The sequence below is a fragment of the Allobosea sp. 2KB_26 genome, from assembly GCF_052115715.1.
GTDB lineage: Bacteria > Pseudomonadota > Alphaproteobacteria > Rhizobiales > Beijerinckiaceae > Allobosea.
Map to the genome: position 1 here is coordinate 31,125 of NZ_JBFRHE010000002.1, position 14,093 is coordinate 45,217.

At 65.9% G+C, this 14,093-nt stretch carries 14 protein-coding genes; 8 read left to right on the plus strand and 6 right to left on the minus strand.

Annotation, left to right across the window (positions count from 1 at the left end; translation table 11 throughout):
- Nucleotides 1–70: 70 nt before the first annotated feature.
- The gene (locus AB4099_RS08430; protein ID WP_441477720.1) at nt 71–919 is read right to left on the minus strand and encodes a helix-turn-helix transcriptional regulator; all 849 of its coding nucleotides are present in this window, start codon (nt 917–919) and stop codon (nt 71–73) included.
- Nucleotides 920–1,016: 97 nt separating this feature from the next.
- Here AB4099_RS08430 and AB4099_RS08435 point away from each other — a divergent pair, with 97 nt between their 5' ends.
- Complete coding sequence (locus AB4099_RS08435) at nt 1,017–2,480, plus strand: MFS transporter (protein ID WP_441477721.1); 1,464 nt, start codon at nt 1,017–1,019, stop codon at nt 2,478–2,480.
- A 27-nt stretch (nt 2,481–2,507) separates the two neighbouring features.
- On the opposite strand, the gene AB4099_RS08440 is transcribed toward AB4099_RS08435, so the two are convergent.
- The gene (locus AB4099_RS08440) at nt 2,508–2,642 is read right to left on the minus strand and encodes a hypothetical protein (protein ID WP_441477722.1); all 135 of its coding nucleotides are present in this window, start codon (nt 2,640–2,642) and stop codon (nt 2,508–2,510) included.
- A gap of 61 nt (nt 2,643–2,703) precedes the next feature.
- On the opposite strand from AB4099_RS08440, the gene AB4099_RS08445 reads away from it, so the two are divergent.
- On the plus strand, nt 2,704–3,591 hold the full coding sequence (locus AB4099_RS08445; protein ID WP_441477723.1) for an aldo/keto reductase family oxidoreductase: 888 nt from the start codon (nt 2,704–2,706) through the stop codon (nt 3,589–3,591).
- A gap of 76 nt (nt 3,592–3,667) precedes the next feature.
- Here AB4099_RS08445 and AB4099_RS08450 read toward each other — a convergent pair whose 3' ends face one another.
- Nucleotides 3,668–4,366, minus strand: a complete 699-nt coding sequence (locus tag AB4099_RS08450; protein ID WP_441477724.1) for a FadR/GntR family transcriptional regulator — start codon at nt 4,364–4,366, stop codon at nt 3,668–3,670.
- A gap of 232 nt (nt 4,367–4,598) precedes the next feature.
- Here AB4099_RS08450 and AB4099_RS08455 point away from each other — a divergent pair, with 232 nt between their 5' ends.
- The 6 genes from AB4099_RS08455 to AB4099_RS08480 all read left to right on the plus strand — a co-directional run bounded on the left by AB4099_RS08455 (nt 4,599) and on the right by AB4099_RS08480 (nt 9,171).
- Nucleotides 4,599–5,591, plus strand: a complete 993-nt coding sequence (locus AB4099_RS08455; protein WP_441477725.1) for an ABC transporter substrate-binding protein — start codon at nt 4,599–4,601, stop codon at nt 5,589–5,591.
- Nucleotides 5,592–5,679: 88 nt separating this feature from the next.
- Complete coding sequence (locus AB4099_RS08460) at nt 5,680–6,498, plus strand: ABC transporter permease (protein ID WP_441477726.1); 819 nt, start codon at nt 5,680–5,682, stop codon at nt 6,496–6,498.
- Nucleotides 6,499–6,512: 14 nt separating this feature from the next.
- Nucleotides 6,513–7,319 carry an ABC transporter ATP-binding protein gene (locus tag AB4099_RS08465; protein ID WP_441478056.1) on the plus strand — a complete coding sequence of 269 codons (807 nt, stop codon included), beginning with the start codon at nt 6,513–6,515 and terminating at the stop codon, nt 7,317–7,319.
- Between the two features lie 9 nt (nt 7,320–7,328).
- Entirely contained in the window at nt 7,329–8,081 is a 753-nt protein-coding gene (locus AB4099_RS08470; RefSeq protein ID WP_441477727.1) for an ABC transporter permease, read from the plus strand.
- Nucleotides 8,082–8,113: 32 nt separating this feature from the next.
- On the plus strand, nt 8,114–8,818 hold the full coding sequence (locus AB4099_RS08475; RefSeq protein WP_441477728.1) for a fumarylacetoacetate hydrolase family protein: 705 nt from the start codon (nt 8,114–8,116) through the stop codon (nt 8,816–8,818).
- Between the two features lie 128 nt (nt 8,819–8,946).
- Entirely contained in the window at nt 8,947–9,171 is a 225-nt protein-coding gene (locus AB4099_RS08480) for a DUF6691 family protein (protein ID WP_441477729.1), read from the plus strand.
- Between the two features lie 60 nt (nt 9,172–9,231).
- Here the strand turns inward: AB4099_RS08480 and AB4099_RS08485 are convergent, their stop codons facing one another.
- The 3 genes from AB4099_RS08485 to AB4099_RS08495 all read right to left on the minus strand — a co-directional run bounded on the left by AB4099_RS08485 (nt 9,232) and on the right by AB4099_RS08495 (nt 13,972).
- Nucleotides 9,232–12,390 carry an efflux RND transporter permease subunit gene (locus AB4099_RS08485; RefSeq protein ID WP_441477730.1) on the minus strand — a complete coding sequence of 1,053 codons (3,159 nt, stop codon included), beginning with the start codon at nt 12,388–12,390 and terminating at the stop codon, nt 9,232–9,234.
- A 2-nt stretch (nt 12,391–12,392) separates the two neighbouring features.
- The gene (locus AB4099_RS08490; protein ID WP_441477731.1) at nt 12,393–13,523 is read right to left on the minus strand and encodes an efflux RND transporter periplasmic adaptor subunit; all 1,131 of its coding nucleotides are present in this window, start codon (nt 13,521–13,523) and stop codon (nt 12,393–12,395) included.
- 185 nt (nt 13,524–13,708) lie between these two features.
- Nucleotides 13,709–13,972, minus strand: a complete 264-nt coding sequence (locus AB4099_RS08495; protein WP_113518295.1) for a hypothetical protein — start codon at nt 13,970–13,972, stop codon at nt 13,709–13,711.
- Nucleotides 13,973–14,093 lie beyond the last annotated feature (121 nt).

A 14,093-nucleotide genomic window follows, 5' to 3' on the forward strand; every position in this document is an offset into this window, starting at 1 on the left:
TCGTGAAGCTCGCAACGGCGATCGACGGCATGGTTCGTGACTGACGCGCTTCGCAGATGAAGCGAGGCTCTCAGTTCTCCTGCAATGCAGCCGACTGCTTGGAGTGCCCGTTGGAGCCCTCGGGGGAGGTTTGGGTGGCAAGGGCGGCATAGACCACCAATCGCAGATGCCGCCCGCCGTCGACGGTGAGCGAGGTGTGCTCGAAGGTGACGGGGCGGCCCTCGACGCGAAGCCTGCGCGTACCGGTGCAGGGGGCGTGTACGTCCGGGCTTCGCCACCATGTCTTGAATTCCGGCGAAACATCTTCCAGTTCCGCGACCAGGGCGCGCATGTCGGCATCCCCGCGCGCTCCTGCAAAATCCCGGCGAAAGCTCGCCAACATGGCTTGTGCCTGGTTTTCCCAATCCAGAAGCGTATCGCCGAGGTGCTGATCGCAGAACAGCATCCACAGCAGGTTGCGCCGGGTCGAAGGCTGGCTGCCGAAGCGGAACAGGTCTTCGGCCGCGTCGTTACAGGCCAGCACGTCCCAGCGCAGGTTGAGAATATAGGCGGCGTGGGGGGCGAGGTCGTGCATCAGCCGGTTTACCAGGGACGGAACCGTGCACCACGTCTTTCCCGGCTCGGCCGGGGGGCGTTCCTGCGCGAGCAGGAAGAGATGCCGCCGCTCGGCGCCATCGAGCTTCAGGACCCGGGCGAGATTGTCGAGAAAGCCCGAGGAGACGCCGATATTGCGCCCCTGCTCGAGCCATGTGTACCAACTCAGGCCCACCCCGGCGAGCGCGGCAACCTCCTCGCGCCTGAGGCCGGCCGTACGCCTCCGCTTGCCGGCGGGTAAGCCGACATCCTCCGGCGTCAGCCGCTCGCGGTGGGCGCGCAGGAACTCTGAAAGCTCGGGTCGGGTCCGTTCGAAGGTCGCCATGATCCCATCAGTACAAAAAGTAATAGCATAATGAGTTAAATTGTATCAGCGTCAATGCCGTCTCATGGCTGTTGCGTCGTTAATCCGAGGACGCACCATGAGTTCCGATACCGCTAGGGCCGAGGCCCTGCGCAGCCCAGCCGAAAACCACGGGACCCGCCCGCCCTGGCTCGGTTTATCCGTTCTGCTTCTGGCGGGTTTCCTGACGATCTTCGATCTTTTCGTGGTCAATGTCGCGATCCCCGCCATGCAGGCCAATCTCGGCGCCAGCCTGTCGCAGATCGGCTTCATTGTCGCGGGCTATGAACTGGCCTTCGGGGTGCTGCTGATCACCGGTGGCCGGCTTGGCGACATTCATGGCCGCCGGCGCCTCTTCGTCGTCGGGATTGCCGGTTTCACGCTCGCCTCGGCGCTCTGCGGACTGGCGCCGACGATCGAGATCCTCATCGCAGCGCGCGTGGCCCAGGGATTGGCGGCGGCACTCTTGTTTCCGCAAGTCTATGCTTCGATCCGCGTGAATTTCTCGGCTGACGACAGTCGTCGTGCCTTTGGTTTCCTCGGCATGACATTGGGCCTTGCGGCCATCGCGGGCCAGGTGGTCGGCGGCTTTCTCGTCGAGGCGAACCTGTTCGATCTCGGCTGGCGCACGATCTTCCTCATCAATGTTCCCATCGGGGTTTTCGCCATCCTGATGGCGCCGTTTATCCCCGAGACGCATGCGCGGGAGCGTTCGAGCCTTGACTGGTCCGGCGTGGCGCTCGTGACCCTGGGGCTGACGCTGTTGCTCGTGCCCTTGATCGAAGGACCGGCGCAGGGCTGGCCGCTATGGAGCTTTGCATCGCTGGCAGGAGCCGCCGTTCTGATTGCTGCGTTCTACAGCCAGCAGGAGAGCCGGCGCCGGGCGGGCCGCGAGCCCCTTGTCGATATGATGCTCATGCGTCAATTGCGCTTTGCCCAGGGCGGGCTGTTGGTCGTCCTGATCTATTCGACATCGTCCTCATTCTTTCTATGCTTTGCTCTCCTGGCGCAGACTGGGTTTGGTCTCAGCCCGTTCGAGGCAGGTCGAACTTTCGTCCCCTGCAGCATCGGGTTCGTCATTGCCTCCATGGCGGCGCCGCGCCTTGTCGCGCGCCTTGGCACAGCGGCAATCGCCACGGGAGCGCTTCTCTATGCCGTGTCGCTCGGCATTCTGATTGCGCAGGTCTGGCTCGCCGGAGCCGAGCTCGTCGTCGCGCATCTGATCCCGGCCTTGATCCTGGTCGGCGCCGGCCAGGGCCTGATCATGACGCCACTGCTCAATCTCGTCCTCGGGTTCGTGCGGGAAGGGCAGGCGGGCATGGCTTCGGGCGTCGTCGCAACGCTGCAGCAAGTCGGTGCGGCACTGGGAGTGGCCATTGTCGGCATCCTCTTCGGCGCGGCGCTTGCCGCCGGCCTCGATGCGGAGGGCCAAGCCCAGCGTTACGCCTCTGCCTTCGTCAGCGGGATGGCTTACAACCTCGCTGCCGCCATGATCGCGGCTGTCCTGATCGTTGCGATGGCGCGCAGGAGATTGCCGCGATGACCTTGAAGCCTGGCTTGGGATCGAGGCTCAAGTCGTGCCCGGACCTTCCTCAGGTGACCGCCTCTCGCCAAAACCCTTGGCACGCGCAACAGTGACGAGCGCCTGGAGGTCTTCGAGATCGATCCGCATGGTCTGGATTTCCGCGCAGGCTGCGCTGATCATGCGCGCTGATCCGGCAGTCATCCAGTCGCTATCTCGTGCCCTCATGAACAGGAGAGCGACCATGGCTGGCAGCAAACAATCCCTGACCTGGCGCCTCGGTAACCGCCAGGTGAAGAGGCTCGGCTACGGCGCCATGCAGCTTGCCGGGCCCGGCGTATTCGGCCCGCCGAAGGACCGGGATGCGGCGCTCGCGGTGTTGCGCGAAGCGATCGCCCAGGGCGTGAACCATATCGACACGAGCGATTACTACGGCCCGCATATCACCAACCAGCTCATCCGCGAGGCTTTGTCGCCCTATCCCGATGATCTCGTCATCGTCACCAAGATCGGCGCCCGGCGCGGGGCTGACGGGGCCTGGCTTCCCGCGACTTCGCCGGGCGAGCTGCGGCAGGCGGTGCACGACAATCTGCGCAATCTCGGGCTCGAGGCTCTCGATGTCGTTAACCTGCGGCTCTGGGGCGATGGCCATGGCCCGGCTGAGGGCAGCCTGGCTGCCGAACTGACGGTGCTCGCCGAACTCCAGCAGCAGGGCCTTGTCCGCCATATCGGGCTCAGCAACGTCACGTCCATGCAGGTCGGGGAGGGGCGCGGCATCTGCGAGATCGTCTGCGTCCAGAACCACTACAATCTCGTGCAGCGGGGGGATGACGCGCTGATCGACGAACTGGCGGCCGCGGGCACGGCCTTTGTGCCCTTCTTCCCGCTCGGAGGCTTTTCGCCGCTGCAATCGGCGGGGTTGACCGCAGTCGCGGCCGAACTCGGCGCGACGCCGATGCAGGTCGCGCTCGCCTGGCTGCTGCAGCGCGCGCCGAACATTCTGCTGATCCCGGGCACCGGCTCGGTCGCCCATCTCCGCGAGAACATCGCTGCCGGGGCGCTGGACCTGAGCGGTGAGGCGATCGCGGCGTTGAACGCCATCGCGGCGGGATCCGCTTCGGTCCGGGCCTGACGGAAGAGCATAAGGCATGCTTGCCGGGTCCACGCGCAATGGCGGTATCAGCCGGCAAGCGAGAAGGTGCCCTGCCTCAGGGCGAACGCCCGATCAGCCGGTCCTCGACATTCTGAAGATGCCGGCGCATCGCGTCCGCGGCGCCTCCGGGCTCGCGGTGGGCGATCGCGTCGACGATCCGGTCATGGTCCTCGAAGCTGTGATGATCGGCGGGCGGACTTGAATGGCTGGGTCGCGGCCGCCCCCAGGTGACGGCGCGGCGCACAGCGTTCAGCGTTTCCAGAAGCGCGATCAGGATCGGATTATGCGCGGCCTCGGCGATCTGGTGGTGAAAGCGCGCATCATAGGCCTCGTATTCGCGCCAGCTCGTCGCGGCGCGGCAGGAGGCGTTCAGTTCGGCGAGCGTCGCGATTTCCGCCACCGTGGCGTTGATCGCGGCGAGGCGTGACAGCTCGGGTTCGAGGCCGATCCGCGCCTTCATCACCTGCACCGGATTGCTGCGCTGCACCAGGTCCGCGATATCGACCAGTTGCGGCGGCTTGGGGCCCACGAACGTGCCCTTGCCGACATGGCGCCAGAGCTGGCCCTCGCGTTCGAGTGCGGCGAGGCCCTTGCGCAGTTCGGTGCGCTTCACCCCTAGCAGTTCGGCCAGCTCCCGCTCCGGCGGCAGGCGCCCGTCATCGGGCAGCTGCGCCGCGGTGATGTAGCCATAGAGCTGCGTCAGGACGCCCGAGACATCGGCATCGGGCGGGGTGGGGGCTTTCTGATCCATCATGGGCGAGACCGGCAACAGGAGACGCGATTGTCATTCCACGGATCGTCGGTGGTTGCAACCATTTTTGGAATTGGTTGGGATTATTGCGTGGAAACGCAGCTATTCCGGTTCAGAATGGCGGATATTCAGGCCTTGACAGGATCAATTCGGCACATGACAGTGCCCAAAATAAAATTGGTTGCGACCAAGGTCGCGCAAGAAAGCCAAGCAGAACTCTGGGAGGAGTCAGATCATGAAGCTGTTGAGGAGAAGGTCCGTCCTGTTTGGCGCCGCCGCCGTCAGCGCTGCGCTGATGCTCGGAAGCGCCGGCGCGCAGGCGCAAGCGAAGGTCAGAGTGGCGCTGGGAGACGTGCTGTCGACCGAGACGCTCTCGATGATCATCGCACTGGAGCGCGCCAAGGAGAAGGGCGTCGACTACCAGGTGACGCATTTCTCGAAGGAGGACCTCGCCATCCAGGCCGTGATCAACGGCCAGGCGGATCTCGGCGTCGGCACGCCCTATGCGGTCGTGCAGAAGAGCAAGGCGCCGCTGCGCGTGCTTTTCCAGGGCACGCGCCTCGTCTTCTTCCCGGTCGCGGACAAGTCCTACAAGACCTGGAAGGACATGAACGGCCAACCGATCGCCTTTCACGCCCGCGCCACCGGAACCGAGGCGATCGGCAACATCATCGCGAAACGTGAGGGCATCCAGTTCGGCGAGCGCAGCTATGTGCCGGGCTCGGAGAACCGGATCATCGGCATGATGAAGGGCCAGATCAAGGCCACCATCGTCGATCTCGCCAACAAGAACCTCCTGCTGGAGAAGGCGGGCGATCGCTTCCATGTCCTGCCCGGCGTCAGCGAGCCGGCGTCCGACGAGACCCTGTTCGGGCGGACCGACTGGATCAGCAAGAACGAGAAGCAGGTCGATGTCATCGTCACCGAATTCCTGCGGCTCTGGCAGGAAATGGCGGCCAATCCGGCGATCGTCGAACAGGAGAGGGTCAAGCGCAAGCTGATGGCCGACCAGCCGAAGGAGGTGCTGGAGGGCATCACCAAATTCTACACGCTGGCGACCAAGGAGGGCGTCTATGCGCCGGCCGGTGGCAGTGCGGAGGTCGCGAAGGCCGATTTCGAGTTCTACACCGAGGCCGGCCAGCTGCAGGGACCGGCGGGTGAGCTGAAGGTCGAGGACTTCTGGTATCTCGCGCCGCTCGAGCGGGCACGCAAGGCCCTGGGCAGCTAGCCTCGTCCAGACCCGTCCCCAGGCTGGAATGCAGCACCCAGCCTGGCGACCCCTCGTTTCGAAATGCGCACAGGCGGAGTGCTCTCCCTTGCAGATTTCCGAACTTGCTCCCGCCTTGCCGGCGCTTCGTGAGGCTCCGGCCCGGCTCTGGCGCGATCTCCTGATCCATCCGCTCGTCCTGCGCCTGCTCTCCTTCGCGGCCGTGCTCGCGCTCTGGGAATATGCCGGGCGGATTCCGCTCAGCCCTGCCTTTCCGACCTTCTTGGAAACGCTCGGCGGTCTGGGCGCGATCATGGCTGATGGGACCCTGTTCAAGGCCTTCCTGATCACACTTCATCCGCTCGTCATCGGCCTCACCGCCTCGATCCTGTGCGGCATCGCCCTTGGCGTGCTGATGGGCCTGCACGAACCCTCGGAATGGCTGTTCGCGCCGATCTTCGTGATCGCCCAGGCGGCGCCGCTGGCGGCCCTCATCCCGATCCTGACCTTCGCCTATGGCATCGGGCTGACCGCAAAGGTCATGACCGTCTGCATCATGGCGATGCCGGTGATCGTGCTGAACACGCTGGGCGCGGTGCGCAACACACCGAAATCGCTGCTGGAAATGGGCAGTTCGTTTCTGGCGACGCGTAGCCAGAGCATCCGCCTGATCATCCTGCCGGCGGCCAGCCCGATGATCTTCGCGGGCCTTCGGCTCGGCTGCGCCGCCGCCTTCATCGGCGTCATCCTCGCCGAACTGCTGATCACGCCAACCGGCATCGGCGACGTGATCTCCTACAACCAATCGGTCGCCGACTATCCCAAGATGTACGCGGCCATCCTCGCCATCATCGTGTTCTCGGTCCTGTTCATCGAGCTGCTCGAGCGGATCGAAGTCACCCTGTTTCGACCGGAGGCGCGCCCATGAATCCGTCCGCAGCCATGGCCTCGCAGCCGAACCGCGATTTGCCGCCGCTCCCGGGACGGGCGCCTCAGCCGATCGTCGAAGTGCGCAGCGTCTCGAAGACCTATGCGGGCGGCATCGAGGCGCTCAGCGGCATCTCGCTGGAGTTTCCGGAAGGGCGCCTGACGACGCTGCTTGGCCCCTCGGGCTGCGGCAAGACCACGCTCCTCAAGATCATCGCGGGCCTGATCCCGGCCACTGGCGGCCAGGTTCTCGTCGACGGCCGCGAGGTGACCGGGCCCGGCCCCGAACGCGCCTTCGTCTTCCAGGATTTCGCGCTGATGCCCTGGGCCAGCGTCATCCGCAACGTCGCCTTCGGGCTCGAGCTGCGCGGCGTCGCCCATAGCGAGCGCGAGGCGATCGCCGAACGCCATATCGCCCGCGTCGGTCTCAAGGGTTTTGAACAGAAATACCCGCACGAACTCTCGGGCGGCATGCGCCAGCGCGTCGGCTTGGCGCGCGCGCTGGCGGTCGATGCCAAGGTCGTGCTGATGGACGAGCCGTTCTCGGCCGTGGACGAGCAGACCCGCCGCAAGTTCCAGGAGGAGCTGCTCGAACTCGTCGCCAATGAAGGAAAATCCTTCATCTTCGTCACGCACAGCATCGAGGAGGCGGTCTATGTCTCGGACCGGATCGCGCTGCTCTCGCGCCGGCCGAGCCGCGTCTCGGCGATCATCGAGCCGCAGATCATCCGTGGCGGCGACCCCGAGAAGATCAGGCGCGACAGCGCCTATCTCGATGTCGTCGAGGCGATCTGGCAGCAGCTCCGGCACTATCTGGACTAGGGGGCGGCCATGGTCATTTCAGGTATCCGCCTGCCGATGATGGCGGCGCTTCTCGTCTGGGCCGTGGTCTGGGAGATCGCCGGCCATACCGATGCAGGCTTCATCCTGCCGCCGCTGTCGCGCATCATCTGGCGCGTCTTCGAGATCGTCCCGACAGCCTCCTTCCTCGACGCGCTGCTGATCACCGGCCGCGCCTTCCTGCTCGGCAACACGATCGCGATCGCCGTGGGCGTCCCGCTCGGCATCCTGATGGGCCGCTCGGTCATTGCCGACCGGCTTCTCCTGCCCTGGGTGAACCTCTTCCTCTCGGCGCCGCTGAGCGCCCTGGTGCCGGTCATCATGGTGCTGTTCGGGCTGGGCGAGACGACGATCGTGCTGACCGTCGTGCTGTTCTCGATGTGGATCATCGTCCTCAACACGCGCGCCGGGATCCGCGCCATTTCGCCGTCGCTGGTGGAGATGGCGCGCAGCTTCGGCGCCAATCGCTGGCAGGCCTTCAGCCGGATCTATCTCTGGGCGGCGCTGCCCGAAATCCTGGCCGGCATCCGGCTTGGCGTGATCCGCGCCGTCAAGGGCGTGGTCATCGGGCAGCTGCTCGTCTCCGTCGTCGGCTTCGGCACCCTCTTCGAGATCTACCAGTCGCATTTCCTGATGGAGCATTTCTGGGCGCTGCTGCTCGTGCTCTTCGCCTTCGCCTTCACCCTCAACGAACTGCTCGCGCGGCTCGAACGCCGGTTCGGCTACTACGCCGCCTCGCGCTGAAGACCTCTCTTGCCAACGAAGGATCCTGCAAGATGAACATCGCTACGCCTCAGAACCATGTCGTCCAGGCCCCGGAGCAGGTGTCTGTCCCGGTGCGGGGGACGCAAAGCCGCTTCCCCGTTCACCGCATCTACTGCGTCGGCCGCAACTATGCCGCCCATACCATCGAGATGGGCGGCGACCCCAACCGCGAGGCGCCGTTCTTCTTCCAGAAGAACCCCGACAGCGTCGTCCTCGACGGCGCCGATTTTCCTTATCCGCCACGCAGCAGCAATGTTCACCACGAGATTGAGATGGTGGTCGCGCTTGCCCGGGGGGGCAAGGATATCCCGGTCGAGACCGCGCTCGAGCATGTCTATGGCTATGCGGTCGGTCTCGACATGACGCGGCGCGATCTGCAGGACGAGTGCAAAAAGGCGGGTAGGCCCTGGGAGATCGGCAAGGCTTTCGAGCATTCCGCGCCGCTCAGTGAAATCGTGCCTGCGAGCACGATCGGCCATCCCGAGAACGGAGCGATCTGGCTCAAGGTGAACGGCGAGATCCGCCAGCAGGGCGATCTCAACCACATGATCTGGAAGGTGCCGGAGATGATCTCCTATCTCTCCGGCCTGTTCGAGCTGCAGCCGGGAGACCTGATCATGTCGGGCACGCCGTCCGGCGTCGGTGCGGTGGTCCGCGGCGACGTGATGGAGGGGCATGTCGAGGGCATCGGCACATTGCACGCCAAGGTCGCCTGACCGCCGCGACCGCGAGCCCTTCACGGCACCGGCAGGCCGTGCCGTGAAGGACACCGCAGGACGGGGCGCCGACGTCGACCTGCTACTGTCGGGCATGCTCGATCCCGTCCGCGTGCGCGGCTTTCACGATGCCGCGGGCGCTTAACCCCGCGTGCCTTGCCTTCGTTCTCGGTGGGGCCGTCCTTGTCGCCCTTGCCGGGATGCCCGTTCGCCGGAGGCCGCGGCGGCCGGCTTTCGACGACGGCGTCCAGCTGCCGGCGGCCACGCCGGTTGATGCCCGCCTGACCCTCGGCCTCGTCGGTGGCGCAGAGGAGGCGATCGACACGCGTCCCGGCCGCACGCGGGATCGCTGATCCAGGCTGAGCCGAGGGCGGCAAGGACGATCCCGCTCCGTTCCGCCACCGAAGCTGGGCTCAGTGTCCAGGGCCCGGGGCAGGGGCCGGCTCGCTGGCGGGGGCTGCTTCCTTCCTGCCCTTGCTGCGCTCGCGCATCCACTGGAACACGACATAGAGCATCGGAATCAGGAAGATGCCGAAGATCGAGGCGAAGAGCATGCCGCCGAAGACCGGCGTGCCGACCGCCCGCCGGCTGAGCGCGCCGGCTCCCGTGGCAATCACCAACGGCAGCAGGCCGAGGATGAAAGCAAAGCTCGTCATCATCACCGGGCGGAAGCGCAGCCTGGCGCCGGATACGGCGGAATCGATGATCGACTCGCCCTTGGCGCGTTGATCCAGCGCGAATTCGACGATCAGGATGCCGTTCTTCGCCGCGAGCGCGATCAGTACGACGAGGCCGATCTGGGCGTAGACGCCGAGGCTGACGCCCGTCAGCGCAACCGAGGCGACTGCGCCGAGCACCGCGACCGTGACCGAGAGCAGCACCGCGATCGGCACGTTCCAGCTCTCGTAGAGCGCGACGAGGAAGAGATAGGCGAAGAGCACGGCGAGCGCGAGGACGATCGTGGTGCCGCCGCTTGCGGCCTTCTCCTGCAGGGCCGTGCCGGTCCATTCGAAACCGTAGCCTGCCGGCAGGGTCGTCGCCGAGATACGCTCCATGGCCTGGATCGCCTGACCCGAGCTGACGCCGGGCTTAGGCGAGCCGTTGATGATCGCGCCCCTGTAGCCATTGTAGCGCGTCAGGGCCTGCGGCCCGGTGACGAGGCGCACCTGCGAGAGCGCGTTCAGCGGCACCATCGCGCCAGTTCTGTTGCGGACATAGATCTTGCCGATATCGGTCACGGCCCGGCGGAAGGGCGTCTCGGCCTGGACATTGACCTGCCAGGTTCGGCCGAAGACGTTGAAGTCGTTGACGTAGAAGCCGCCGAGCGTGGCCTGCAGGGAGGTGAAGATGTCGGCGATCTGCACGCCCAGCACCTGCGCCTTGTCGCGGTCGATATCGAGATAGATCTGCGGGGTGTCAGCGGCAAAGGTGCTGAAGACCGCGGCGAGCTCGGGCTGCTGATTGGCGGCGATGAGCAGGCCGCGCATCGTGGCTGCGATATCGGTCGGCGACTGACCCTGCAGGGCTTCGAGCACATATTGGAAGCCGCCGGTGCTGCCGAGCCCGATGATCGGCGGCAGGTTGAACGGAAAGACTGTTGCCTGCTGCACGGCGGCAAGCTGCGGCCGCAGCGCCCCGATGATCGCGCCGACGCCTTGCGCCGGATCCTTGCGGTCCTCGAACGGTTTCAGGCGGACGACGAAGAAGGCCTGGTTGGAGGAGGCGAGGCCATCGATGAAATTGAAGCCGACGACGGAGAGCACGCCCTGGACGCCGGCGACCGGCCGGACAATGCTCTCGACCTGCTCGACCACGGCCGCGGTCCGGTTCACCGAAGCGCCTTCAGGCAGACGCATGGCGATGAAGAAGGCGCCCTGGTCCTCTTCCGGCAGGAAGCTCTGCGGCGTGATCAGGAACAGCCCGCCCGTCGCGGCCAGGATGCCGGCGAGCACGAACAGGACGACGACGGCGACCCTGACCAGGCGCCTGACGATCGCGGCATAGCCGTCGCGGACCTTGTCGATGCCGTTCATCACATAGCGCATTGGCCCGCCGCCGCCATGGCCGCGCTTGATCAGGATCGAGCAGAGCGCCGGGCTCAGCGTCAGGGCGTTGATCGCCGAGATCAGCATGGCGGTCGAGACGGCGACCGCGAATTGCCGGAAGAGCTGGCCGCTGATGCCGGGAATGAAGGCGACCGGCACGAAGACCGCGAGCAGCACGAAGGTGATGGCGATGATCGGCCCGGTGATCTGGGCCATCGCCTTCTTGGTCGCGTCCGCGATCGAAAGCTCCGGCTCCTCCTCGACGACGCGCTCGACATTCTCGATCACCACGATCGCGTCGTCGACGACGATGCCGATGGCAAGGACGAGCGCGAGCAGGGAGACGGTGTTGGCGGTGAAGCCGATCACCAGCATGACGGCGAAGGTGCCGATGATCGAGACCGGCACCGCGACCAGCGGGATGATGGTGGTGCGCAGCTTGCCGAGGAAGAGGAAGACGACGAGGCCGACCAGCACGAAGGCTTCGAGCAGGGTGCGGATGACCTCGTCGATCGTGGCGCTGACGAAGACCGTGGTGTCGAAGAAGATGCCGTAGGTGAGATCCTCGGGGAAGCGCTTGGAGAGCTCCTCCATCGTCGCCCGCACCTTCTTGGCGACGTCGATCGCATTGGCGCCGGGCGACTGGTAGATGCCCATGGCGGCGCCGGGCGCGCCGTTGAAACGGCTGTAGCGATCGGCCGTGCGGGCCCCGATCTCGACGCGCGCCACATCCCTGATGCGCACGACCGAGCCGCCCGGGTTGGTGCGCAGCACGATATTGGCGAATTCCTCCGGCTTGGTGAGCCGGCCCTGCGTCTTGACCGTGAGCTGGTATTGCTGGTCGCTGCTGACCGGGGCGGCGCCGATGCGGCCCAGCGCTGCCTGCACGTTCTGGCCCTGGACGGCGGAGATGACGTCGCTGGGTGTCAGGCTGAGCGCCGTCAGCCGGTTCGGATCGAGCCAGACCCTGAGCGAGTAATCGAGCGGGCCGAACAGGCTGACCTGGCCGACGCCGTTGATGCGGGCGAGCGCGTCGACCAGGTTGATCGTCGCGTAGTTGCTGAGATAGAGCGAGTCGAAGCTGTGCTTCGGCGAGTGGATCTCGACCACCTGCAGCAGCGCGGCGGATTTCTTGCGGACAGTCAGGCCCTGGCGCGTGACCTCGGTCGGGAGCTGGGGCTGGGCCAGCGACGAGCGGTTCTGGACATTGACGGTGTTGATGTCCGGGTTGGTGCCGAGCGCGAAGGTGACGTTGAGCGTGTAGCTGCCGTCGGCGCCGCTGGTCGACTGGTAGTAGAGCGCGTTGTCGACGCCGTTGATCTGCTGCTCGATCGGCTGGGCGACCGTGGTCTCGACCACCTCGGCATCGGCGCCGGGATAGCTCGCGGTCAGGGTGACCTGCGGCGGCACGATATCGGGGAATTGCGCAACCGGGATCGTGAAGATGGCGATGAGGCCCGCCAGCGTGATGACGATCGAGACGACGAAGGCGAGGCGCGGCCGGTCGACGAAGATCGACGAGATCACGTCTAGCTCCCGCTTGCCGGAGCAACGGGCGTGGCGGACACGGTCAGGCCGGGGCGGACCTTGAGCAGGCCGTCGACGATGACGTTCTCGCCCTCGGTCAACCCGGTTTCGACGACGACATCGGCGTCCTGCTGCGGGCCCAGCTTGATGCGGCGCTGCTGGGCCTTGCTGTCCTTGTCGACGACCATGACGTAGCTGCCGGCCTGGTCGACCTGGACGGCCGCCTGCGGCACGACGAGGCGCGGCTGTTCGCGCCGCGCGCGGACATCGACCGAGACGAACTCGCCATCGATCAACTGGCGCTCGGGGTTCGGCAGCGAGGCCCGCATGGTCACGGTGTCGGTCTGTAGGTCCACCTGCGGGTCGGTATAGTTCCAGACGCCGGGATGGGGGTATTCCTTGCCGGAGGACAGGCGCACGGTGATCGCGATCTTGCTCTGGCCTCCGTCTTCCTGCCGGCGCGCTTCGCGGAGCTCCTCAAGCTGGCGCACGCTGACCTGAAACAGGACATACATCGGGTCCTGGCTGACGATGGTCGCGAGCGGGTTGCTGCCGGGGCCGACGAGATTGCCCTGCGTATAGGCTGTGCGGCCGATGCGGCCGGCGATCGGGGCGATGATGTCGGTGTAGCCGAGATTCTCCTTGGCCTGGGTCAGCGCCGCCTGGTTCTGCAGCACCGAGGCATGGGCGACGTCGAGAGCGGCGCGGTTGCTGTCGAGCGTCGCCTGCGACACGGCTTGCGTCTTCACCAGGTCCTGCGAGCGCGCATAGGTGAGCTGTGCGTTGAGCTCCTGGGCCTTGGCGGCGGCGAGGTTGGCCGTCGCCTGGTCGAGCTGCGCCTGGTATTGCACCTTCTCGATCTGGTAGAGCGTGTCGCCGGCCTTGATCTCCTGCCCCTCGGTGAACTGGATCTTGTCGAGGAAGCCCTGCACGCGGGCGATCAGCGCCACGCTTTCGGGCGACTTGATACGGCCGACGAAGGAATAGGACCAGGTCACGCCCTTCTTGCTGGCTGGCTGGATGCCGACCGCGGGCGCAGGCGGAGCGGCCGGAGGTTGCGCGGCTTGCCGGTCGTTGCAGGCGCCGAGCGCCAGCGCCATCACCGCAATCGAGACAAGCAACCGGAATGTCATCCGTATGCCCCGCAATGACCGATCCCAGGGACCCAAGCCCCCAGGAACCCAAGTCCCGTGCGATCGAACCCCCGCTGGGACCTGAGCCCATGGTGACAAACTTCCGGGCGCTTGCACAGGGCCCTGCTGATGCCGAAACCGCGAGGGGCTGGTTTCGCCGAGACTGTCGGCGTCTCCGTGACGGATCAGAGCGGTTCGACCACGTCCGGATTCATGGCGATGAAGAGTTCAGCCTGACGCGCGAACAGCATCCAGGCCGGATCATTCTCCGACCGTCCGGCGTGGCAGTGCATGATCGTGAAGATCGCCACCGTCCCGGCCGGCTGTTCGGGGTCGATCCGCGCGGCGCGACACATCGCCCGGGCAATTCTCTGGATGCGCGGATCATCCGGACGCGCTGCCGCGGTTACCCCCGCGGCTACGGGTTTCGCTTCATCGATCAGAGGCATGGCGGACCTCCCGTCCTGGCGTAAACTGACGCGGGACAGTCAAACGATCGGCCCGGCCATCGGTTCCCGCGGCAAAGGCGCGCGCCTTCGTCGGTTGGCCCCAGAGTGGGGATGGAGCGGA

Bases quoted from the DNA above. Each gene is read 5' to 3' on its own strand.
- AB4099_RS08430 (WP_441477720.1), bottom strand. From the start codon at position 919: ATGGCGACCTTCGAACGGACCCGACCCGAGCTTTCAGAGTTCCTGCGC.
- AB4099_RS08435 (WP_441477721.1), top strand. From the start codon at position 1,017: ATGAGTTCCGATACCGCTAGGGCCGAGGCCCTGCGCAGCCCAGCCGAA.
- AB4099_RS08440 (WP_441477722.1), bottom strand. From the start codon at position 2,642: ATGATCAGCGCAGCCTGCGCGGAAATCCAGACCATGCGGATCGATCTC.
- AB4099_RS08445 (WP_441477723.1), top strand. From the start codon at position 2,704: ATGGCTGGCAGCAAACAATCCCTGACCTGGCGCCTCGGTAACCGCCAG.
- AB4099_RS08450 (WP_441477724.1), bottom strand. From the start codon at position 4,366: ATGATGGATCAGAAAGCCCCCACCCCGCCCGATGCCGATGTCTCGGGC.
- AB4099_RS08455 (WP_441477725.1), top strand. From the start codon at position 4,599: ATGAAGCTGTTGAGGAGAAGGTCCGTCCTGTTTGGCGCCGCCGCCGTC.
- AB4099_RS08465 (WP_441478056.1), top strand. From the start codon at position 6,513: ATGGCCTCGCAGCCGAACCGCGATTTGCCGCCGCTCCCGGGACGGGCG.
- AB4099_RS08470 (WP_441477727.1), top strand. From the start codon at position 7,329: ATGGTCATTTCAGGTATCCGCCTGCCGATGATGGCGGCGCTTCTCGTC.
- AB4099_RS08475 (WP_441477728.1), top strand. From the start codon at position 8,114: ATGAACATCGCTACGCCTCAGAACCATGTCGTCCAGGCCCCGGAGCAG.
- AB4099_RS08480 (WP_441477729.1), top strand. From the start codon at position 8,947: ATGCCGCGGGCGCTTAACCCCGCGTGCCTTGCCTTCGTTCTCGGTGGG.
- AB4099_RS08490 (WP_441477731.1), bottom strand. From the start codon at position 13,523: ATGACATTCCGGTTGCTTGTCTCGATTGCGGTGATGGCGCTGGCGCTC.
- AB4099_RS08495 (WP_113518295.1), bottom strand. From the start codon at position 13,972: ATGCCTCTGATCGATGAAGCGAAACCCGTAGCCGCGGGGGTAACCGCG.